Annotated in this window: 23 protein-coding genes; 6 read left to right on the forward strand and 17 right to left on the reverse strand. The window is 69.7% G+C overall.

Annotation, left to right across the window (positions count from 1 at the left end):
- Nucleotides 1-31: 31 nt before the first annotated feature.
- The 6 genes from Q0812_RS07750 to Q0812_RS07775 form a co-directional block, all read right to left on the reverse strand.
- Entirely contained in the window at nucleotides 32-577 is a 546-nt protein-coding gene (locus Q0812_RS07750) for an SH3 domain-containing protein (RefSeq protein ID WP_302109755.1), read from the reverse strand.
- 35 nt (nucleotides 578-612) lie between these two features.
- The gene (locus tag Q0812_RS07755; RefSeq protein WP_302109756.1) at nucleotides 613-1353 is read right to left on the reverse strand and encodes a HesA/MoeB/ThiF family protein; all 741 of its coding nucleotides are present in this window, start codon (nucleotides 1351-1353) and stop codon (nucleotides 613-615) included.
- 30 nt (nucleotides 1354-1383) lie between these two features.
- The gene (locus Q0812_RS07760; protein WP_302109757.1) at nucleotides 1384-1782 is read right to left on the reverse strand and encodes a BLUF domain-containing protein; all 399 of its coding nucleotides are present in this window, start codon (nucleotides 1780-1782) and stop codon (nucleotides 1384-1386) included.
- Nucleotides 1783-1846: 64 nt separating this feature from the next.
- Nucleotides 1847-2764, reverse strand: a complete 918-nt coding sequence (gene argF / locus Q0812_RS07765; protein ID WP_302109758.1) for an ornithine carbamoyltransferase — start codon at nucleotides 2762-2764, stop codon at nucleotides 1847-1849.
- Nucleotides 2761-3930 carry an aspartate aminotransferase family protein gene (locus Q0812_RS07770; protein ID WP_302110117.1) on the reverse strand — a complete coding sequence of 390 codons (1170 nt, stop codon included), beginning with the start codon at nucleotides 3928-3930 and terminating at the stop codon, nucleotides 2761-2763. Before Q0812_RS07770 ends, argF begins: the two co-directional genes overlap by 4 nt.
- Nucleotides 3931-4051: 121 nt before the next feature.
- A complete protein-coding gene (locus Q0812_RS07775; RefSeq protein WP_302109759.1) occupies nucleotides 4052-4882 on the reverse strand; it encodes an ABC transporter permease in 831 nt (276 codons plus the stop codon).
- A 111-nt stretch (nucleotides 4883-4993) separates the two neighbouring features.
- Here Q0812_RS07775 and Q0812_RS07780 point away from each other — a divergent pair, with 111 nt between their 5' ends.
- Entirely contained in the window at nucleotides 4994-5167 is a 174-nt protein-coding gene (locus Q0812_RS07780) for a hypothetical protein (RefSeq protein WP_302109760.1), read from the forward strand.
- Nucleotide 5168: 1 nt separating this feature from the next.
- On the opposite strand, the gene dapE is transcribed toward Q0812_RS07780, so the two are convergent.
- On the reverse strand, nucleotides 5169-6323 hold the full coding sequence (dapE, locus tag Q0812_RS07785; RefSeq protein ID WP_302109761.1) for a succinyl-diaminopimelate desuccinylase: 1155 nt from the start codon (nucleotides 6321-6323) through the stop codon (nucleotides 5169-5171).
- 39 nt (nucleotides 6324-6362) lie between these two features.
- Between dapE and Q0812_RS07790 the strand changes: the two genes are divergently transcribed.
- The 4 genes from Q0812_RS07790 (at nucleotide 6363) to Q0812_RS07805 (ending at nucleotide 9980) form a co-directional block, all read left to right on the forward strand.
- The gene (locus tag Q0812_RS07790; protein WP_302109762.1) at nucleotides 6363-6836 is read left to right on the forward strand and encodes a cupin domain-containing protein; all 474 of its coding nucleotides are present in this window, start codon (nucleotides 6363-6365) and stop codon (nucleotides 6834-6836) included.
- A 2-nt stretch (nucleotides 6837-6838) separates the two neighbouring features.
- Nucleotides 6839-8128 (forward strand): MFS transporter, encoded by a 1290-nt coding sequence (locus Q0812_RS07795; protein ID WP_425281563.1) that lies wholly within the window; start codon nucleotides 6839-6841, stop codon nucleotides 8126-8128.
- 72 nt (nucleotides 8129-8200) lie between these two features.
- Nucleotides 8201-8977 (forward strand): hypothetical protein, encoded by a 777-nt coding sequence (locus tag Q0812_RS07800; protein WP_302109764.1) that lies wholly within the window; start codon nucleotides 8201-8203, stop codon nucleotides 8975-8977.
- A 121-nt stretch (nucleotides 8978-9098) separates the two neighbouring features.
- Nucleotides 9099-9980 carry a hypothetical protein gene (locus Q0812_RS07805; protein ID WP_302109765.1) on the forward strand — a complete coding sequence of 294 codons (882 nt, stop codon included), beginning with the start codon at nucleotides 9099-9101 and terminating at the stop codon, nucleotides 9978-9980.
- Here the strand turns inward: Q0812_RS07805 and Q0812_RS07810 are convergent, their stop codons facing one another.
- Both Q0812_RS07810 and Q0812_RS07815 read right to left on the reverse strand, forming a co-directional pair.
- Nucleotides 9981-11147, reverse strand: a complete 1167-nt coding sequence (locus Q0812_RS07810; RefSeq protein WP_302109766.1) for a kynureninase/PvdN C-terminal domain-containing protein — start codon at nucleotides 11145-11147, stop codon at nucleotides 9981-9983. It lies immediately after the preceding gene.
- An 8-nt stretch (nucleotides 11148-11155) separates the two neighbouring features.
- Entirely contained in the window at nucleotides 11156-11965 is an 810-nt protein-coding gene (locus Q0812_RS07815) for a tryptophan 2,3-dioxygenase (RefSeq protein ID WP_302109767.1), read from the reverse strand.
- Nucleotides 11966-12099: 134 nt separating this feature from the next.
- Here Q0812_RS07815 and Q0812_RS07820 point away from each other — a divergent pair, with 134 nt between their 5' ends.
- Entirely contained in the window at nucleotides 12100-13962 is a 1863-nt protein-coding gene (locus tag Q0812_RS07820; protein WP_302109768.1) for a DUF885 domain-containing protein, read from the forward strand.
- A 2-nt stretch (nucleotides 13963-13964) separates the two neighbouring features.
- On the opposite strand, the gene Q0812_RS07825 is transcribed toward Q0812_RS07820, so the two are convergent.
- From Q0812_RS07825 to Q0812_RS07860, 8 genes are all read right to left on the reverse strand, one after another.
- Entirely contained in the window at nucleotides 13965-15194 is a 1230-nt protein-coding gene (locus tag Q0812_RS07825) for a bifunctional folylpolyglutamate synthase/dihydrofolate synthase (RefSeq protein ID WP_302109769.1), read from the reverse strand.
- Between the two features lie 74 nt (nucleotides 15195-15268).
- Complete coding sequence (locus Q0812_RS07830) at nucleotides 15269-16165, reverse strand: acetyl-CoA carboxylase carboxyltransferase subunit beta (RefSeq protein ID WP_302109770.1); 897 nt, start codon at nucleotides 16163-16165, stop codon at nucleotides 15269-15271.
- Nucleotides 16166-16192: 27 nt separating this feature from the next.
- Nucleotides 16193-16990, reverse strand: a complete 798-nt coding sequence (gene trpA / locus Q0812_RS07835; protein ID WP_302110118.1) for a tryptophan synthase subunit alpha — start codon at nucleotides 16988-16990, stop codon at nucleotides 16193-16195.
- Between the two features lie 29 nt (nucleotides 16991-17019).
- Complete coding sequence (gene trpB, locus Q0812_RS07840) at nucleotides 17020-18234, reverse strand: tryptophan synthase subunit beta (protein ID WP_302109771.1); 1215 nt, start codon at nucleotides 18232-18234, stop codon at nucleotides 17020-17022.
- Nucleotides 18235-18276: 42 nt separating this feature from the next.
- Nucleotides 18277-18927: a phosphoribosylanthranilate isomerase gene (locus Q0812_RS07845; RefSeq protein WP_302109772.1), complete on the reverse strand. Its 651-nt coding sequence runs from the start codon at nucleotides 18925-18927 to the stop codon at nucleotides 18277-18279.
- The gene (locus Q0812_RS07850; RefSeq protein ID WP_302109773.1) at nucleotides 18928-19404 is read right to left on the reverse strand and encodes a hypothetical protein; all 477 of its coding nucleotides are present in this window, start codon (nucleotides 19402-19404) and stop codon (nucleotides 18928-18930) included.
- A 49-nt stretch (nucleotides 19405-19453) separates the two neighbouring features.
- Nucleotides 19454-19594 (reverse strand): entericidin A/B family lipoprotein, encoded by a 141-nt coding sequence (locus Q0812_RS07855; protein ID WP_302109774.1) that lies wholly within the window; start codon nucleotides 19592-19594, stop codon nucleotides 19454-19456.
- A gap of 53 nt (nucleotides 19595-19647) precedes the next feature.
- Entirely contained in the window at nucleotides 19648-20178 is a 531-nt protein-coding gene (locus Q0812_RS07860; RefSeq protein ID WP_302109775.1) for a YajG family lipoprotein, read from the reverse strand.
- Nucleotides 20179-20306: the final 128 nt, after the last annotated feature.

Below are 20306 nucleotides of genomic sequence, written 5' to 3' on the forward strand. Positions count from 1 at the left end.
ACTGGCCGGTTACACGACCGGCGCGGCGGCCTCAACCAGCCGCTGGCGGAGCGGCGTTCAACCGCCGACGGGGTCTGAACGCGCAGACCGGCTCTTCAGAGCCGCCAAAGACGGCGCTCTGGCGAACCCAGCCCTTCTGTCCGTCCACCTCCAGCCGACACCAGCCGTCCTTACAGCGGTCCAGTCCGGCGATGGACTGGGGCGCCAGCAGGGCCCGCACCTCGGCGTCGTCGCGCGGCGAAGCTCTCAGCGGCAGGGCCTCCGCGCCCCGGTTGAAGGCCGTGCGCCGGCCTGAGGTGCGCGTGTGATGCACCCAGGCGGTCTGGCCCCTGGGGTCGCAGACCTTGCGCCAGTCGCGGGTCTCCTCGACGACCTGAACCGGCAGGCCCCGCGCCTGGTACTGGAAGCGGACCTCGTAGTCGAAGCCGGGGCCGGCCCGGGCGCTGACCGGCTCGGAGCGGATGGAGATCCAGCGGGGCACGGGCCGTCCGGACGGGGTGTCAGGCGCCTTCTCCGCGCCGCGGCCGCAGGCGGCCAGCAGCAAGACAGCGATCAGGACGGGAAGGCGGCGGACCATGAGGCCCTTGTCACCGGCCCCGTGTTTAGGCTCGGTTAAGCATGGCCGCACGCGGGGCAGTCCGGGTCAGCCTGAACCCGAACAGTGCGCGAGGCGCCCTGCAGGCCATCGAAGATCAGCAGGCGGCCGGTCAGCGGCTCCCCCGTCCCGGTGATCAGCTTGATCGCCTCTAGCGCCGCCAGCGATCCGGCGACGCCCGCCAGGGCGCCGACCACGCCGACGCGGGCGCAGGTCTCGGCCCCCGGCGGCGGTGCGGGCGTCAGGCAGCGATAGCAGGGCCGTGCCTCGAACACGCCGACCTGGCACGTCCAGCGCCCCAGGGCGGCGCTGACCAGCGGCAGGCCCAGCGACACGCAGGCGTCTGAAACGGCCAGCCGGGTTTCGAAACTGTCCGTGCCGTCCAGGACCAGATCATGGCCCGTCAGCATGTCGGCAGCGGTGTGGGCGGTCAGGCGTCGGTCCAGCGGCCGGACCTCCACATGCGGATTAAGGCTGGCCAGCCGACGGACGGCCGTGGACGCTTTCGGTTGGTCGATGTCGCCGGTCTCGAACAGCACCTGCCGCTGCAGGTTGGACAGGGCGACGTGATCGTCATCGATCAGGGTCAGTCGCCCGACGCCCGCGGCCGTCAGATAAAGGGCGGCGGGACAGCCGACCCCGCCCGCGCCGACGATGGCGACCGAGGCGGCCTTCAGCCTCTGCTGGCCCGGTCCGCCGATCTCGGCGAGCACCAGATGGCGGGCATAGCGTTCGACCTCGGCGTCGGAAAAGCTCATGCGCCTCCGTAGCGCCTGACGATGCGGGCGTCAGCTAAACTCGGGCGCCCCGGCCAGTTCGGCCGCGGCGCTGAGCACGGCGAAGGCGCCCTTGGCGTCCAAGGTGTCGAAAGAGGGCGCGCCCTCGGGGGCATGGCCGTGGGCCATCTCCCAATAAGGGAACTGCCGCTCAGCAATGACCCTGCGCTCAAGCACTTCAATCTGAGTGTGCCGAGGATCGGCCTCGATGCGCGCCATCAGCCGCTCGAGCGCGGCGCCGCGTCCCTCCACAGCCTGAAGGAACCGGCCCTGGTGCGCCAGCAGGATGCCGGTCACGTCATCGCGCCGGTTGTTGGCGGCCGAAGCCCCCACGATTTCGGAAACAGTGAGAAGATCGTCAGCGGCCGAACCCCGGGCCCGGCTGACGTAAATCAAACGCTCAAGCGGCATTACGCACTCCGACACTGGAGTGACTTCGGTAAACGCTAATCGTGAAGATTGCGTACGGTGAAGCTCAAAGCGCGCCGAAGCACCAGGCCAGCACGGCCTTCTGAGCGTGGATTCGGTTCTCGGCCTCGTCCCAGACGGCGGACTGGGGCCCGTCCAGCACGGCGTCCGACACCTCCTCGCCCCGGTGGGCCGGCAGGCAGTGCAGGAAGACCGCGTCCGGCGCATTCTCCATCAGCCGCTCGTCCACGGCGTAGGCCTCGAACGCCTCGAGCCGGGCTTCGTAGTCGGTGTCGCCCATGGAGACCCAAGTATCGGTGACGACCACGTCGGCGCCGCGCACCGCCTCGGTCGGGCCATCCACCAGCGAGACCCGGTCGGCGCCGCGCGCCAGGTCGTAAAGGTCAGGATGATACGCGCCGGGACAGGCGATGCGCAGGTCGAACCCGAACAGCGGCGCGGCGTGGATGAAGCTGGCGCAGACATTGTTGCCGTCGCCGATCCAGGCGATGGTCTTGCCCTCGACTGGGCCCTTGCGCTCCTCCACCGTCAACAGGTCGGCCAGGATCTGACACGGGTGGCTCTTATCGGTCAGGCCGTTGATGACCGGCACGCTCGATGCGGCGGCGAAACGCTCCACGTCGTCATGGCGATTGGCCCGGATCATCACCGCATCGACCATGCGCGACAGCACGCGCGCGGTGTCCTCGATGGTCTCGCCTCGGCCCAGCTGCATGTCAGCCGCCGTGGCGATGATGGAGGCGCCGCCCAACTGCCGCATCGCCGCATCGAATGAGAAGCGGGTGCGCGTCGAGTTCTTCTCGAACACCATGGCCAGCACGCGGTCCCGCGCGGGGGCGTCGTTGTCGACGAAACCTTTGGGGCGGCCCTGGCGCGCAGCCTTGCGCCGATGCGCCTCGTCCAGGATGGCGCGCAGGTCGGCGGGGGTCAGCCGCCACAGGTCGATGAAGTGGCGGAGGCTCACGCGGCGGCCTTGCGGGCCGCCTCGCAGGCGCGCTCGAACTTCTCGATGGCCTCGGCGGCCTCTTCCCTGCTCAGGTTCAGGGCGGGCAGCAGACGCACGCAGTTGTCGCCGCCGCCGGCCACCAGCAGCTGCTGGTCGCGGGCCAGACCCATGAACTCCCGATTGTTCGGGATCAGTTTGACGCCGATCAGCAGACCCTTGCCGCGGATATCGACGATGACGTCGGGGAATCGCTCCTTCAGGCCATGCAGCTGCTGCTTCAGATAGCCGGAGACCTCACGCACATTGTCGAGCGTCTCGGGCTTGGCGATCTCGTCCAGCGCCGCCAGACCGACAGCCATGGCCAGCGGGTTGCCGCCGAAGGTCGAGCCGTGCACGCCCACGGTCATGCCCTTGGCCGCCTTGGCCGACGCCAGGCAGGCGCCGATGGGGAAGCCGCCGCCGAGCGCCTTGGCCACCGCCATGATGTCCGGCGCGATTCCGGCCCATTCGTAGGCCCACATCTTGCCGGTGCGGCCCATGCCGGACTGCACCTCGTCAAAGATCAGCAGCACGCCGTGCTGGTCGCACAACGCGCGCATGCGGCGCAGGTCTTCGTCCGGAACGGCGCGGGCGCCGCCCTCGCCCTGGACGGGCTCGATGATCATGGCGGCCGCCGTGGGCCGGGCCAGGGCGGCCTCCAGCGCGGCCATGTCTCCGAACTTCAGCTGTTCATAGCCGGGCAGGCGAGGGCCGAAGCCTTCGACATAGGAGGGATTCCCCGCGGCGTTGATGGCGGCGTAGGTGCGGCCGTGGAACGAGCCGTCAAAGCCGAAGATCTCGGTACGCTCCGGGTCGCCGTTGGCGGAGTGATACTTGCGCGCCGTCTTCAGGGCGCACTCGACGGCCTCGGTGCCCGAGTTGGTGAAGAAGACCACGTCGGCGAAGCTCTCGGCGCATAGCCGGTCGGCCAGCGCCTCCTGTCCTGGAATGCGGAAGATGTTGGAGACGTGCCACAGCTTCACGGCCTGATCCTTGACCGCCTGCACCAGGCGCGGATGGCAGTGGCCCAGGGCGGTCGTGGCGATGCCGGCCACGCAATCCAGATAGGCGGTCCCGTCCTTGGCGTAGAGGCGGGCGCCCTCGCCGCGCTCCACCTCGATCGGCGCGCGGTTGTAGACTCCCATCAGGTGTTCGGTGGACAAGGCGGCCTCCTAGAAAGGGCGACGGCCCCGGCGGGCTGCGCCAGGACCGCGTTCAGGACGGCGGCTTTGTCGGCCCGGCCTCCGGCTTAGTCAACACCGGGGCTCAGGTCTTCAGCCGCCAGCCGCGACGGAAGACCTCATAGGCGGCGAAGCCCATGATCAGGGTCAGCACCACGATCAGGGCCGCGCCGATGCGCACATCCCCGTCCGAGGCCCCGACGAAGCCGTAGCGGTAGCCGTCGATCAGATAGAAGAACGGGTTGAAGTGGCTGAGCGTGGCGAAGGGCTCGGGCAGGCGGTCGACGCTGTAGAAGGTGCCCGACAGGAATGTCATGGGCATGACGACAAAGTTCTGCACCGCCGCCAGGTGATCGAACTTCTCGCTCCACAGGCCGGCCAGCACACCCACCAGGCCCATGACCAGCGAGGCGCCGGCGCCGAACAGCACGATGGCCCAGATGTGCTGGAAGCTGAGCGCCGCGAAGGGCGCCACGCACACCGCCGTGACGAAGCCCACCAGGACGCCACGCGTGGCGGCGCCCAGCGTAAAGCCCAGGGTCAGCTCAAGCGGGCTGAGCGGCGGCGTCAGGAAGTCCGTAGCCGTGCCCATGATCTTGGCCTGGATCAGGCTGGAGGATGAGTTGGCGAAGGCGTTGTTGAGGATCGCCATCATGATCAGGCCGGGGGCCACGAACTCGGCGAAGCCGACGCCGTGGATGGGCGGGCGCACGCCCTGCATGGCGACCACGAAGACCAGCATATAGAGCAGGGTGGTGACCACCGGCGCGGCCAGGGTCTGCATCCCCACCTTCCAGAAGCGGCGAACCTCGCGGACGTAGAGGGTCCACAGGCCTCTCCCATTCAGGCCTGAATAGGTGCGGGGGACCGGCGGGCGGCCGCCGGCCAGGGTTTCGACCAGGTGGGCTTGATCCATGGCGGTGAGATGCGCCGCTACGAGGCGCGACGCAAGGGGCGGGGACACAAGGGGAGGGGCGGGCGGCACGAACCCTGCCACCTCGGATCCGGATTGTCCCGGAGTGAGCCAATGACCGAATTCGAACGTCCCCCCCACGCCCCGCCGCCGTCGCGCATTCCCGCCCGTCGCAGGGGCGCGCGTGTGCTGAGTTCAGGCGAGATGCGCGTCCAGATGGTCGCCGATGTGGTTGTGACCCTGATGGCCGCCGCCTGCATCGGCGTGGTGGTGGTCGCTATTCTCTGACTCAGCCCGAGAAGCGCGCGAAATAGGCGTCGATGACGCGGCCGTAGGCCCCGGCGAGGGCGCGCAGCTCGGCCTCGGGCACCCGCTCGTCGATCTGGTGCATGGTCTGGCCGACCAGTCCCAGTTCCAGAACGGGACACAGGTCCTTGATGAAGCGCGCGTCCGAGGTGCCGCCGGTGGTCGAGGCCGTGGGCCGCACGCCCAGCTCGGCCTCGACGGCGTCCTGAACGAGGTGGGTGAAGTCGCCCTCGGGGGTCAGGAAGGCGTCGCCGGAGTGCAGCGTCTCCATGGACAGGGTCACGCCCCCGCCCTCGGCGGCGCGCAGCTCGTCCTCAAGCCAGGCGATCAGGTCGGCCCCGGTGCGCGCCGGGTTGAACCGGATGTTCAGGCGCGCGGTCGCCACCGCCGGGATGACGTTGGTGGCGGGGTTGTCCACATCGATGGTGGTCAGCTCCAGATTGGAGGGCTGGAAGGCCTCGTAGCCCTCGTCCAGCCGCGTCTCCTCCAGCCGGTTCAACAGGCGCACCAGCACCGGGATCGGGTTGGCCCCCCGCTCCGGATAGGCCACGTGGCCCTGACGCCCGCGCGCCGTGATCCAGACATTCAGCGAGCCGCGCCGCCCGATCTTCATGCAGTCGCCCAGCCTTTGCTGGGACGAGGGCTCGCCGACGATGCAGTGGTCGATGCGCTCGCCCTCGGCTTTCAGCGCCTGGACCACCAGCTTGGTGCCGTGGGTGGCGCGGCCCTCTTCGTCGCCGGTGATGAGGAAGGACAGCGAGCCGGGCACGCCGCCCTTCGCCAGCCGCTCTGCGACCGCCGCGATCCAGGCGGCGATGCCGCCCTTCATGTCCACCGCGCCCCGTCCATAGAGCATGCCGTCCACCACCTCGGCCTCAAATGGACCGCGGCTCCAGTCGCTCTCGGGCCCCGGGGGAACCACGTCCGTGTGGCCGGCGAAGCAGAGGTTCGGCCCCTCGGCCCCAAGCCGGGCGTAGAGGTTGACGATGCCGTCGAAATCCATGCGCCGGCAGGTAAAGCCCAGGCTCTCAAGCGTCTGGGCCACCACCTCGATCGCCCCGGCGTTCACCGGCGTCACCGAGGGCTTGCGGATCAGGTCGCGGGTCAGCAGAACGGGGTCGATGAAAGGCGTGGCCATGGCCCTGCTTTAGGGCGCTTGGCCGCGATTAAGAAGCCCATGCCCAAGATCGACATCGACGCCGCCCCCACCGGCCACGGGACCGGCTATCCCGATCCCCACGCCGAGCCCTGCCTGGCGCGCAGGCGTTGGCGTCTGGGGGACGCCGCAGGCCTCAGCCAGTTCGGCGTGAACCTGTTGCGCCTGCCCTCTGGAAGCTGGTCCAGCCAGCGCCACTGGCACAAGGGCGAGGATGAGTTCGTCTGGGTGCTGGAGGGCGAGGTGGTGCTGGTGGAGGACGAGGGAGAGACCGTCCTTCGGGCCGGGGACTGCGCGGGCTTCAAGGCCGGCGTGGAGAATGGCCACAAGCTGGAGAACCGCTCAGGCGCTGAGGCGGTTCTGCTTGAGGTCGGCACGCGCACGCCCGGCGGCGACCAGGGCGTCTATCCGGACATCGACATGCTGTTCGGCCCTGGCGGCTTCACCCACAAGGACGGAACGCCCTATCCGAGCCAGGGTCGGCGCAGCGCGTGACCATAGACGCGCCCGAGAACCCGCAGCCGGCCCCGCCCGAGCCCGCCACACCAGGCGGCGGCCACGAGAGCCCCTGGAAGATCCGCGACTTCCGCCTGCTGTGGCTGGGGCGGGTGCTGGCCGTGCTGGCCATCCAGATCCAGTCGGCGGCCCTGTTGTGGCAGGTGTACGAGATCGCCCGGCGCGACCATCCCATCGAGGAGGCCAGCCTCTATCTGGGCCTGGTGGGCCTGGCGCAGTTCATCCCCCTGCTGGCCTTCACACTGCCGGCGGGCGCCATGGCCGACCGGCGCGACCGCAAGCTGACGGTCATGCTGTCGATCCTGGTCGAGGGCGGCTGCGCCCTGGCCTATCTGGCGATGGCCTTGCACGGCGAGCCGCCCCTGTGGGGGCTGCTGGCGGTGGCCACGGTGTTCGGCGCGGCGCGGGCCTTCCTGGCGCCGGCCAGCCAGGCCTTCTTGCCGCGCGTGGTGGGGCGCAAGGCTCTGCCGCCCGCCATCGCCGCCCAGTCCATCGCCTTTCAAACCGGGGCCATCGCCGGACCGGCCGCCGGTGGGCTGATCCTGGGCGTCTCGGTGCCCTTCGCCTACGCCACGGCCCTGGCCCTGTTCATCGCCGCCTTCGCCCTGTTCCTGCTGATCCGCACCTCGGGCAAGCCCGATCCGGACGCCGGACTCCAGCCCCGTCTGGAGGCTGTGCGCGAGGGGCTGGCCTATGTCTGGCGCACCAAGCTGGTCCTGGGAGCCATCTCGCTCGACCTGGTGGTGGTCATGCTGGCCGGCGTGGCGCTGCTGACCCCCATCTTCGCGCGCGACATCCTGCATGTGGGCCCCGAAGGCTTCGGCCTGTTGCGCGCGGCCTTCGGGGTCGGGGCTCTCAGCATGGCCATCTACCTGTCGCGCTATCCCATCGTGCGGCGAGGAGGGGCTTGGATGTTCGCCGCGGTGGCCGTGTTCGGCGTCTGCACCCTGGGCTTCGGCCTGTCCAAGATCGCCTGGCTGAGCGCGGCGCTGCTGTTCATCGGCGGGGCCGCCGACATGATCAGCGTCAACATCCGCCAGACCCTGATCCAGCTGGCCACGCCCGATCACATGCGGGGGCGGGTCAGCTCGGTGTCCATGCTGTTCATCGGCGCGTCCAACGAGCTGGGAGAAGCCTATTCGGGCCTGATGGTGCGGCTGCTGGGACCGATCACCGCGGCGGTGTTCGGCGGCTGCGCGGCCCTGGCCGCCACGGTGGGCTGGGCCCGGATGTTCCCCTCGCTGAGGCGGGCGGACCGGCTGGACGGCTGATCTGCTATTGCGAGCCGCTTGCAATAACGGTTCGGAGCGCTAGGGTCCGGGCGATAGTTCGGAGAGGCCGCCATGACCACTTTTCACGCCAAGACCTGGACCCGCCTGGGCCTGGCCCTGACCCTCAGCGCGGGCCTCGCGGCCTGCGGCGGCGAAGGGGGTGAACCGGGCGCTACGGCCGAAGGCGGCGAGGGCGGGGCCGAACGGGGCGCCTCCGCTCCTGTGGGCGAGGGCGGCGAAGGCGGTGCCGAAGGCGGCGCTGCGGGCGAAGCCGGCGCCCAGGCCGCCTATGCCGCGGTGGCGCCGGAAAGCCGCCAGGCCCTGCGCATCGCCCATCTCAAGGGCTTCTTCCTGGTGGCCAAGGAGTCGGCCCGGGTGGAGGGTCCGGAGGCCGCCGCCGCTCTGGTGGGTCAAGGCCTGCTTGAGGTTTACGATCCGCAGAAGGCGCGCTTCGAGGGCGTGGACGAAGCCGTGCTGCGCCGCGCCGCCGAGACGGGCGCGCCGACCGATCTGGACGCCGCTATCCGCGCCCTTGACCAGGCCCAGCAGCGCGCGGGCGGCAGCGGGGCCGAGGTCGCCAAGGGCATGACCTCCATCGCCGCCGGCCTCTATCGCCACGTCGTCCAGGCGAATGCGGTCGATCCGGTCGAGTACCAGCACGCCTACGGCGCCGCCCTGGCCGCCCGCGACGCCGCCAAGGGCGCCGAAGCCGCGCCCGCCCGCGCCGACATCGAACGTTTTGTGGCTCTATGGCCCTCGGTGACGGCGCCGGAGCAGCCGTCGGCCGCCACGCCCTATTCTCAGGTCCAGGCCCAGGCCTCGCGCATCGAGCTGGCCCTGGCGGAATGAGGTCCCGCTGAGACACTGGGGCCGAAATCTGAGCTTCGCCAGAGTGCGTCCGGCTCAGCCGATTTCGGCCGGGGGTTGTCCCTAGCGACAGGGGCTGAGAAGCGGTGTTACTGTCCTGCGCATGAGCGAGCCCAACGCCCCCACGCCCCGCAGGCGCAACCCGGTGCGCCGCTTCCTCGTCTTCAGCCTGATCGCCGCTGTGATCGGCGTGCTGCTGGCCGGCGGCGGCTACTGGGCCTACTGGAATTATTTCGCGCGCTACCGCCCCGTGACCCTGGCCAAGAACCAGGCCGAGATTCAGCGCCTGCTTGAATCCGCCAGCTGGATCGCGCCGCTGGGCGAGGGCGGCGATCCGGTCTGGGTGGTCACCTACCGCGATTGCGCCAGCTGCCGCGCCTTCGAACGCCAGACCTTCGAGGCCCTGCGCGACGCGGGCCGACAGCCGCGCGTGATCGTCTTCGCCCGTCCGGACCGCGAGGGCATGGCCCAGTCCACCGCCGCCGAGCGCGCCACGGTGGCCGAGCTGTGGCTGGCGCGCGATCCCGCCCTGTACCAGCGCTGGACGGCGACTCCGTCGCGCAACTGGACGGCGGCGGGGCTGCAGCCGGCGGACGGCAATCTGGCCCGCTCGGGCGTGGTCGAGACGGCGCGCGGCTTCGTCGCCCAGCTTGAGGGCCTGCTATCGGGGGCCGGCGTGTCACGAGGCTATCCCATCGTCATCTGGCGCGACGCCGAAGGTCACATGAAGGCCTGCGCCTGTTCCGACGAGCGGTCCTTCCGCTACCTGCTGGACGACGTGGGCGCGGATCGCCAGACCGAGACGGCCGAAACGCCCGAGGCGGAGCCGCAGCGGCCCGACCCTCTGGCCCTGCCTGATCTGCCGCCGCCCGAGCCGGCTCCGGGCGCCGAGCCGCAGCAGACCGAGGAGCCCGCTGACGAGACTCCGTCAGAGCCGCGCGCCGCGCCCCAGCCGCAGCAGACCGAAGACACGGTCTTCTACTGATCAGTCGGCCAGCAGGTCGGCGCACACCTCAGCCAGCAGGTCCACGTCCTCGGGATCGTGATACAGGCCAAAGCCGAAGCGGATGACGTCGTCGCGCACGTCGGTGATGACGCTGGCGTTTTCCAGTATGGCCTGCCACTTGGCCGCCTCGGGGTGTTGGAAGGCCAGGAAGCGCGCCCGCGGCCCCCGCGTCACGGGGTTGAGCAGCACGGCCTCCTTCAGGGGGCCGGCGCGCCCCGCCTCGGCGGCCGCGGCGAAACGCTGCATCAGGGGTTCGCACCAGGCGCTGATCCCGGCCGTCGTCAGGCCCTGATCGTCCAGCATGCGCCTGACGCCGTTGAAACGGAACAGCGCCGACGGGTCGAAGGTGGCGCCCCAGAATCGACCGGCGTCCCGCGCATAACCGACGCCGCCTGGCGGCCCCTGCAGGTCGCCGAACTCGGCGTACCAGCCGGTGATCTCGGGCCGCTCGCCGAAGCCCTCCGGCGCATGCATGAAAGCGCAGCCCTCGCCGGCCATGGCGTACTTGTAGCCGCCGCCGATGTAGAAGACCCGGTCGGCGATGGCGGACAGGTCGGTGTCGACGGCCATGAAGCCATGGTAGCCGTCGATGACCACCCACGGTCCCGCCGGGGTCGACAGCTGGGCCAGCTCGGCCATGCGTCCGAACACCCAGCCGGTGCGGAAGAAGACCTGGCTGACCAGGATCAGGTCGAAGCGCCCCTCGCGCGCCGCTTTGAGGAAGCGCTCGGCGAAGTCGTGGAACGGCCGGACCGGAACCCGCGTGACCTGAGCCGTGCCCGCCTCCTCCCACGCCTCGGCCTGTCGGCGGAAGGAGTGGAACTCGCCATCGGTCGACAGGATGCGCACGGGCTTGCGGCGCACCGCCGAGACCAGCCGCACCAGCAGCTCGTGGGTGTTGGGCGCGAAGACGACGGAGTCGCCTGACGGCAGGCGCAGCTCCTTGGCCACGCTGTCCTGGGCCTCGGGGATGACGTCGGCGAAGATGGGATCCCACTTGGTGTCGGCCATGGCGGCGGCCAGGTCCCAGGCCTTCATGTGGGCGAAATAGCTGGCGTCGGGCCACAGGTGATGGCTGTGGGCGGCGAAGTGCAGCCTCTTGGGCGCCGCTTCGAACGCGCGCGAGAACAGGGCTTTGTGGGACATAGGCCGCCTTACAGTTGGGTCCGCAGCGACCACAGCTCGGGAAAGGCGCGCCGCTCGAGGGTCTTGATCAGGTAGGCCACGCCGGGTGTGCCGCCGGTGCCGGGCTTTCCGCCGATGATGCGCTGCACGGTCAGGACGTGCTTGTGCCGCCAGGTGATCATGGCGTCGTCCAGATCCATCAGCTTTTCGGCCAGCTGATAGAGGCTCCACCAGCGGTCGGTGTCGCGATAGACGGTCAGCCACAGGGCTTCGACGCCGGGGTGGGCCTCGTAGGGCTGGGTGACGTCACGCTTCAGAACCTCGTCCGGAACGGACAGTCCCGCCGCCGCCGCGTGGGCCAGCACGGTGTCGTAGAGGCTCGGGCTCTCCAGCGCCGCCTCCAGCGCCTTCAGCGCGTCTGGCCGGCCCTCATGGAACTTGAGGAAGGCGCGATCCTTCAGCCCCAGCATGTATTCCAGCCTGCGGAACTGATCGCTCTGGAAGCCGGACGACGTGCCCAGGGAATCCCGGAACTTCAGATAGTCCGCAGGCGTCATGGTGGTCAGGATGTCCCACGACTGGGTCATCACCGCCTGGATGCGCGAGACCCGCGCCATGGACTTGTAGGCCGGGACCAGATCGCCCGCCGCGATCAGCGACTGGGCTAGGCCCAGTTCGTGAATGATCTGCTTGAGCCACAGCTCCTTTGTCTGGTGGATGATGACGAACAGCATCTCGTCGTGCTGGTCGCTTAGGGGGCGCTGCAAATGGAGCAGCTCGTCCAGCGCCAGATAAGAGGCGTAGGTCAGGCCGCGGTCGCTGTCGGTGGGTGCGCTCATGCCGCATGCTTAAGCCGCGTTGCGCCGCCGGCTCAAGCCGGGGCGGGACCGGGCTTGCTGAATGAGCAATCTTTCAGGTGACAGCCCAGCTCTAGCATGGCCTTCTCGCCGCCGCTGTTTCAGGAGACCCGCCCATGCGCCGCGCCCTTCTCACCGCCAGCGTGCTCGCCCTCGCCGTCGCCGTCTCGGGCTGCGCGCACATGGCGGCCGCGCCCGCCGCGCCCGCCGCGCCCGCCGTCGTCCAGACCCCGGCGCCCGATGCGGCCGCCGAGGACGCTCGACTGACCGCCTTCCTCGACGCCGCCTTCCGCGAGCAGCTGGCGCTCAGCCCCGAAAGCCTCAGCCAGTTCGGTTCGAAACAGCACAACGACCGGCTCGACGACTATACCCGAGCGGGTTCCGAACAATCCCTGGCCCTGGCCGAGCGCCACCTCGCGGAGATGCGCCGCCAGTTCGACCCCGCCCGTCTGTCCGAGCAGGGCCGCATCTCGATGGCCCTGTTCGAGGACGGCGTCGCCAACCAGCGCATGTTCCTGCGCTGGCGGGAGCACAGCTATCTGGTGACCAACAACGGCGCGCCGACCAGCAACATTCCGGTGCTGCTGCTGAACAACCACCCGGTGGCGAACGTGGCCGACGCCGAGGCCTACATCTCGCGCCTGCGCGACGTGGAGCGGGTCATGGGCGAGGTCTCGACCGATCTGATGAACCGCCACCGCCAGGGCCTGTCGGCGCCGGCCCTGGTCTATCCGGCTGTGATCACCGACGCCCGCAACCAGCTGCGCGGGGCGCCCTTCGACAACGGCGAGCCCAGCGTCCTTCTGGCCGACTTCTCCACCAAGGTGGACGCGCTGGAAATCCCGGCTGAGGAGAAGGCGCGCCTGAAGGCCGGGGCCGCCGAAGCTCTCTCAGGGCCGTTCCGGCGCGGCTATGAGCGCATGATCGGGACGCTGGAGACCATCTCCCGCGAAAAGACGGACAATAACGGCGTCTGGGCCCAACCGAACGGACAGGAATTCTATCAGTCTCAGCTGCGCTTCTTCACCACCACCGATCTGACCGCCGACCAGATTCACGACATCGGCCTGCGCGAGGTGGAGCGCCTGCACCGCGAATTCGAGGCGCTGAAGCAGCGCGTCGGGTTCGAAGGCACCCTGCAGGAGTTCTTCGAACACGTCCGCACCGATCCGCGCTTCACCTATCCGAATACGGCGGAGGGACGGCAGGCGTACCTGGACGACTCCACGCGCCTGATCAATCAGGCCATGGCCGACGCGCCGCGCTTCTTCCACCACCTGCCGCGCGCGCCGCTGGAGGTGCGAGCCGTTGAAGCCTTCCGCGAGAACACCGCCTCGACCGCCTTCTACGAGCGGCCGACGGCCGACGGATCGAGGCCCGGCGTCTACTACGTGAACCTGCGCGACATGACCCAGGTGCTGAAGCCCGAGGTGGACGCCACCGCCTACCACGAGGGCGCGCCGGGCCATCACTTCCAGCTGGCCCGCGCCATCGAGCAGGAGGGCCTGCCCCTGTTCCGGCGCTTCGCCTACTACGGCGCCTACATCGAAGGCTGGGGTCTGTACGCCGAGAAGCTGGCCAGGGAGATGGGCTACTATCAGGACCCGTGGGCCGAGTACGGCCGCCTGTCGCTGGAGCTGTGGCGCGCGGGCCGCCTGGTGGTGGACACCGGCATCCACTCCAAGGGCTGGTCGCGGGATCAGGCCATGGACTGGTTCCGCACCAACATGGCCATGTCCGAGGGCGATGTGGTGCGCGAAATCGATCGCTACATCACCAATCCCGGTCAGGCGACCTGCTACATGATCGGCCAGCTGAAGATCTTCGAGCTGCGCGCCCGCGCCCAGGCGGCCCTGGGCGACCGGTTCGACATCCGGGACTTCCACGAGGTTGTGCTGGCCTCAGGGCCGGTGCCGTTGAGCCTTCTGGAGCAGCGGGTCGACGCCTGGATCGCGGCGGGCGGACCTTCGCAGCGGTGAGGCTAGCGGGGCCAGGTCTCCGGATCGGCCCCCAGCACCTCTCCAGCCAGGTAGAGCGAACCGCAGATGAGGATGCGTCGCGCGCCTGAAGCCTGCGCCTGATCGAGCGCGTCGCTCACGCCAGTTGCAGACCGGGCGTTCAGGCCTTCGGCCCGGGCCGCATGGGCCAGCACGGCGGGATCGGCGGCCGATCCGCCTTCTCCAGACGCGCCGAAATCGATGGTCAGCACCGTTGGATCGAGTCGTCGAAAAGCGCGGAAGAAGCCGCCCGCGTCCTTGCTGGCGAGCATGCCGGTGATGAGGCTCAGAGGTTGCGGGTCGCGCCCCTGCATCTGCTCAAGCGTGCGCGCCAAGGCCTCGGCGGCGTGGGGATTATGGCCGCCGTCCAGCCACAGCTCGGCCCCGGCCGCCTGCGCCCTACGGCCATATAGCCCCAGGGTCAGCCGCTGAAGGCGCCCGGGCCAACTCACTGAGGTAAGCCCCTGCTCAATGGCGGCCTCGGGCCAACCCAGCTCCACCGCGCAGGCGACGGCCAGGCCGGCGTTGTCGATCTGGTGCGGCCCCGGCAGCGCCGGGAGCGGCAGGTCGAGCAGGCGATCGCGTCCCTGAAAGATCAGTCGTCCGCGCTCAGCAAAGGCGTCCACGTCCACGCCCATCTGCGTCAGGGGCGCGCCCACACGGGCGGCCGCGGTCTCGATGACCCCTTGGGCCTCTTCAGCCTGGCGGGCGATGATGGCGGGCCGCCCGGCTTTCATAATCCCGGCCTTTTCGCGAGCGATGCCGGAAAGCTCGTTCCCCAGGAACTCGGCGTGATCGTAGTCCACCGGCGTGATCACCGACAGCAGCGGCGCCTCGATGACATTGGTGGCGTCCAGCACCCCACCCAGTCCCACCTCAAGGATCAGGAGGTCCGCGGGCGTCTCGGAAAAGGCGAGGAAGGCGGCCGCCGTGGTGGCCTCGAAGAAGGTCAGGGGCTGATCGCCATTGGCGGCCTCGACCCGGTCAAGCGCCTCAGCCAGCTGGTCGTCGCTGATCAGATCGCCCGCCAGCCGGATGCGTTCGTTGAAACGGACCAGATGCGGCGAGGCGTAGACGTGGACCGCCATCCCCGCCGCCTCGGCCATGGCGCGCAGATAGGCGCAGGTGGAGCCCTTGCCGTTGGTGCCGGCCACGTGGATCACGGGCGGCAGGCGCCTCTCGGGATTCCCAAGCGTCGCCAGCACCCGGCGCATGCGGCCGAGCGACAGGTCGATGCGCTTGGGATGCAGGGCCTTCAGACGCGCCAGCGCCTGGTCGACGCGGGCGGTCAGGCGGCGCTCCGAGCGTCCATGAGCATGGAGAGGAGCCGGGCCAGCGTCTCGGGCAGTTCGGCGCGCGGCACCACCTTGTCCACCATGCCCTTTTCGGCCAGGTACTCCGAGCGCTGGAAGCCCGGCGGCAGCTTCTCGCGAATGGTCTGTTCGATGACGCGCGGACCGGCGAAGCCGATCAGGGCGCCGGGCTCCGCCAGATGCACGTCGCCCAGCATGGCGTAGCTGGCGGTGACGCCGCCGGTGGTCGGATCGGTCAGCACCACCAGATAGGGCAGCTTCGCCGCCTTCAGCTCCTGGATGGCCAGGGTGGTGCGCGCCATCTGCATCAGGGACAGGGCGCCCTCCTGCATGCGGGCGCCGCCGGCCGCCGTGAAGCAGACAAAGGGAACGCCCCGCCGCACCGCGTCGCGTGCGGCCGCGACGAAGGCTTCGCCGGCCGCCATGCCCAGCGATCCGCCCATGAAGTGGAAGTCCTGCACCAGGACCACGGCCTCCACGCCCTGGATACGGCCGAAGCCGCCGCCCATGGCGTCGCGCATGCCCTGGGCCTTGCGGGCCTGGGCCAGGCGATCGCGATAGGGCTTGCCGTCCGAGAACTTCAGCGGATCTTCGGGGACTTCCGGCAGCTCCAGCGGCTCGTAGGCGCCGTCATCGAAGGTGACCTTCAGACGCTGGGAAGCGCCGATACGCATATGCCTTCCCGAAGGCGTGACCCAAAGAGCCGCCTCCAGGTCCGGCCGCCAGATCATGTCGCCGGTGTCGGGGTCCTTGACCCACAAGTTGTCGGGCGTGTCGCGCCGGGCGACGATCTTGCGTACGCCGGGCGCGATGCGGGCCAGCCAGCCGCCGCGCTGGCGCTTGTCGGGATCGTTCGGGTTCCGGTCAGCCATGGGCGCCTTCTAACGCTTCGGAACGGATCAGGCGAGACGGGCGTTGCGCACGGCCTCGGCCAGACGCCAGACCGCGGTCTCGACCCGCTCGACCGGCGAGACGCCCTCGTCGAGGGCGGCCGCGACTTCGTTCACGATGGCCGAGCCGACCACGACGGCGTCGGCGATGCGGGCCATCTCGGCCGCCCGCTCGGGCGTGCGCACGCCGAATCCGGCCGCGACGGGCAGGCGGGAGGCGGCCTTGATCCGGGCCACGGCCTCGGCGACGGAGCCCGCGTCGGCGGACTTCACGCCGGTCACCCCGGCCACCGACACGTAGTAGATGAAACCGGAAGCCCGCTTCAGCACCATCGGCAGGCGGCGCGCGTCGGTCGTCGGCGTCGCCAGCGGGATCAGGCTCAGCCGTGCGGCTTCCAGCGCGTCGGCCAGGGCGTTCGCCTCTTCGGGGGGGCAGTCGACGATGATGGCCGCGTCGGCGCCCGCGTCCGCCGCGTCGCGCGCGAAGGCCTCGTAACCGTACGACTCCACCGGGTTCAGATAACCCATCAGCACCACGGGCGTGACCGTGTCCGTCTCGCGGAACCGCCGCACCAGGCCCAGCACGGCTTTTAGCGTCGTGCCCGCCTTCAGCGCCCGCTGCGCCGCCCGCTGGATGCTGGGGCCTTCGGCCATCGGGTCCGAAAAAGGCATGCCCAGCTCGATAATGTCGGCGCCCGCCAGGCCCGTGGTCATCAGCTGGTAGGTGGTCTCAAGATCGGGGTCCCCGGCCATGATGTAGGCCACCAGACAGGCGCGGTCGGGATTGCGCTCGAAGGGCCCGCTCAGCCGCCAGGGATCGGTATGGGAGCGCGCGCTCACAGCCTGACCCCCAGGTGCTGAGCCACGGCGAAGATGTCCTTATCGCCCCGGCCGCACAGGTTCATCACCACGTTCCCGCCCTTGCCGACCTCGCGGGAGATCTCGCCGATCCGCGCCAGGGCGTGGCTGGGCTCCAGCGCCGGAATGATCCCCTCCAGCTTCGAGCACAGCTGGAAGGCCTCCAGAGCCTCCTGATCCGTCGCGGCGCGGTATTCGGCCCGGCCGGTCTCGTGCAGCCAGGCGTGTTCGGGGCCGATGCCTGGATAGTCCAGCCCGGCAGAAATGGAATGCCCTTCAAGGATCTGGCCGTCGTCGTCCTGAAGAAGGTAGGTGCGGTTGCCGTGCAGCACGCCCGGACGCCCGCCCTGCAGGCTGGCGGCGTGGTCCGGTCCGTCCAGGCCCCGACCGGCCGCCTCGACGCCGATCAGGCGCACGCCCTCATCGCCGATAAAGGGATGAAACAGGCCGATGGCGTTTGATCCGCCGCCGATGGCCGCCACCACCGCGTCCGGCAGGCGGCCGGTGCGTTCCATCAACTGGGCCCGGGCCTCGCGTCCGATGACGCTCTGGAAGTCGCGCACCATGGCCGGATAGGGGTGCGGACCCGCCGCCGTGCCGATGATGTAGTAGGTGTCGTGGACGTTGGTGACCCAGTCGCGCAGGGCCTCGTTCATGGCGTCCTTCAGCGTGGCGCGGCCCGCCGTCACCGGCACGACCTCGGCCCCCAGCAGCTTCATGCGGAAGACATTGGGCTTCTGCCGTTCCACGTCGGTCGCGCCCATATAGATGGTGCAGGGCAGGCCGAAGCGCGCGCAGACCGTGGCCGTGGCCACCCCGTGCTGGCCGGCGCCCGTTTCGGCGATGATGCGCGGCTTCTTCATGCGACGGGCCAGCAGCACCTGGCCCATGCAGTTGTTGATCTTGTGCGCGCCGGTGTGGTTCAGCTCGTCGCGCTTGAACCAGATGTTCGCCGCCCCGACGTGGTCCGTCAGGCGCTCGGCGAAATAGAGTGGGCTGGGCCGGCCCACATAGTCGCGCAGGAAACCATCCAGCTCTTCCTGAAAGGACGGGTCAGCCTTGGCGTCGGCGTACGCCTGGTCCAGCTCCAGCACCAGCGGCATCAGGGTCTCGGGCACGAATCTGCCGCCGAAGGGGCCGAAACGGCCACGTTCATCGGGCCAGGCATAGGCGTTGGATGCGGCGACGCTCACGCTTCGTCTCTTCTGGCTTCGCGGCCAGGGGGAGGGGCCGCCTCAGGCGCTCTTTACGGCGCTCATGAACGCCGAGATCAGCCGGGGGTCCTTAACACCGGGGCTCGTCTCCACGCCAGAGGAGACGTCCACGGCCGGGGCCCGGGTCCGGCGCAGCGCCTCGGCCACGTTTTCGGGTCTCAGGCCGCCCGCCAGCAGCCAGGGCCCTCCGGCTCGCCAGTCCTCCAGCAGCGACCAGTCGAAGGCCTGGCCGTGACCGCCGGTGCGATCCGTTCCCTTGGGCGGGCGGGCGTCCAGCAGGACCGCGTCGCAGGCGGCCGAGTAAGCCGCCGCCCGCCTCAGGTCTTGAGGCGAGGCGACGCCGACCGCCTTCCAGACTTCGACGCCCAAGCCTTGCGCGAACAGACAGGTCCCGGGGCTCTCCCGGCCGTGCAGTTGCAGCACGTCGGGCCGCACCCTCTCGACCAGGGCGGCCAGCTCGTCGGGCGAGGCGTCGGCGGTCAGGGCGACGATCCCGGCCCGCCCTCTCGCCGGTTCGGCCAGGAGGCGCGCCTGCTCGGGCGAGACGGTCCTGGGGCTGGAGGGGACCAGCACGAAACCCAGCCAGTCGGCGCCGGCGTCCACCGCCGCGCTGACCGTCTCAGGCGTGGACAGCCCACAGATCTTGACCCTGACGTCGTTCGGCGGGGCCAATCAGGAGATCCACATCATCCGGCACTCGCGCACCGTCCAGCCGGCCACGCCGGAAACCAACTCGCATTCCTGTCCGGCGCCGGCCAGCGGCCCCATCAGATAGCTTGTGGCCACCGTGGCGCCCCGGCTGGTGTAGCGGGGCCGCTCGAACTTGACCCAGGGCTTGAAGCCTTCGCCCGGGCGTGGCGGCGTCGGCTGGTAGGTGCGCGGGAAGGACAGACCATAACGGCTCCAGTCGCAGGTCAGCCGCCACGTCGCGCCGTTCTCCTCCACCGGGTTCCACAGGGGCAGGGGGGCGTTCTCTCCGCCATAGCCGTAGTGCTGGCGCGCCACCGCCGCGATCACGGCGCAGTCCTGTTCGGTCGAACGGATTTCAGCGCCGCCGCCGGGCCCGGGTCCGGGCATCGGTTCGGGCATCGGGGTGGCGGCGCAGGCGGCCAAGGCGGTCGTCGCCACGAAGGTGAGGCAGGCGCGCATATGGAATCCTCCTTTGCGCCACTAACGCGAAAGGGTCCGCCGCGTGCCCCTAGCGGCGCACGTCCTCGGCAGTTTCCTCCACCGCCTGGCCGGCGGCGCGCATGTCGCGGCCGATGCCGGCGATGGTGTTGCAGGCGGTCAGGCCCAGGGCGGCGAGGCCCAGAAGGATCATGGTCTTGGCGCGGGTCATGGCGAGCTTCTCCAATCGGCTAAGCTTATGGAGCGGGCGCGGCGCCCGCGCAATCAGTAGACCCCCGGGGCCGAGATGGAGTTGCCGCTGAACGTCAGACGGAAGCGCAGTTCCTCCGGCCCGTCGTAGCCGACGATCGGCGCGGCGGCCTCGCCCATGCAGCCGATACAGGGGGGCGGGCGGTTCAGGTTCGGGGAGACGTCGATGCCCACGCCCCAGAACCAGTCGCGCCGAGCCTCCAGCTGCAGTTCCGCCTGGCTGATGAGCCGCCCGCCGCGCCGCAGTTCGGCCCGCACCCGCACCGAGCCCTCTGAAGCCGTGGGGAAGTAGCCAGTTTCGTTCACGACCTCGTTCAGGGGGCGAAAGTCTCGCTCTGTGATGCGCCGCGTCCCGCGCGCGTCCGTCACGGTGATGATGAGTTGGTCGTCGGCGAACTCGCCGCGGCGATAATCCACGAAGACAATCTCGGAAGCGGCGCCGGTGTGCTGGGGCCGGTATTCGCTGGGGGGCCTCTCCGGCGAAGGCGTTGTGGCGCAGCCGGTCAGGAGGGCGGCCGCCAGGACGAGGCTTGAGACGATCCGCATGGAACTCTTCCTTCGAAACCGATGCGTTAAGCCCGGCGGAGGCGTTGCGGTTCCCGAACCCTCCGACACAAGCCGTCGCCAAGCGTGAACGCCGCGGGCGTGGCGCGGTTGTCGGGCGGTGGTTAAAG

It is taken from the genome of Peiella sedimenti (assembly GCF_030504955.1).
Classification (GTDB): Bacteria; Pseudomonadota; Alphaproteobacteria; order Caulobacterales; family Caulobacteraceae; genus Brevundimonas; species Brevundimonas sedimenti.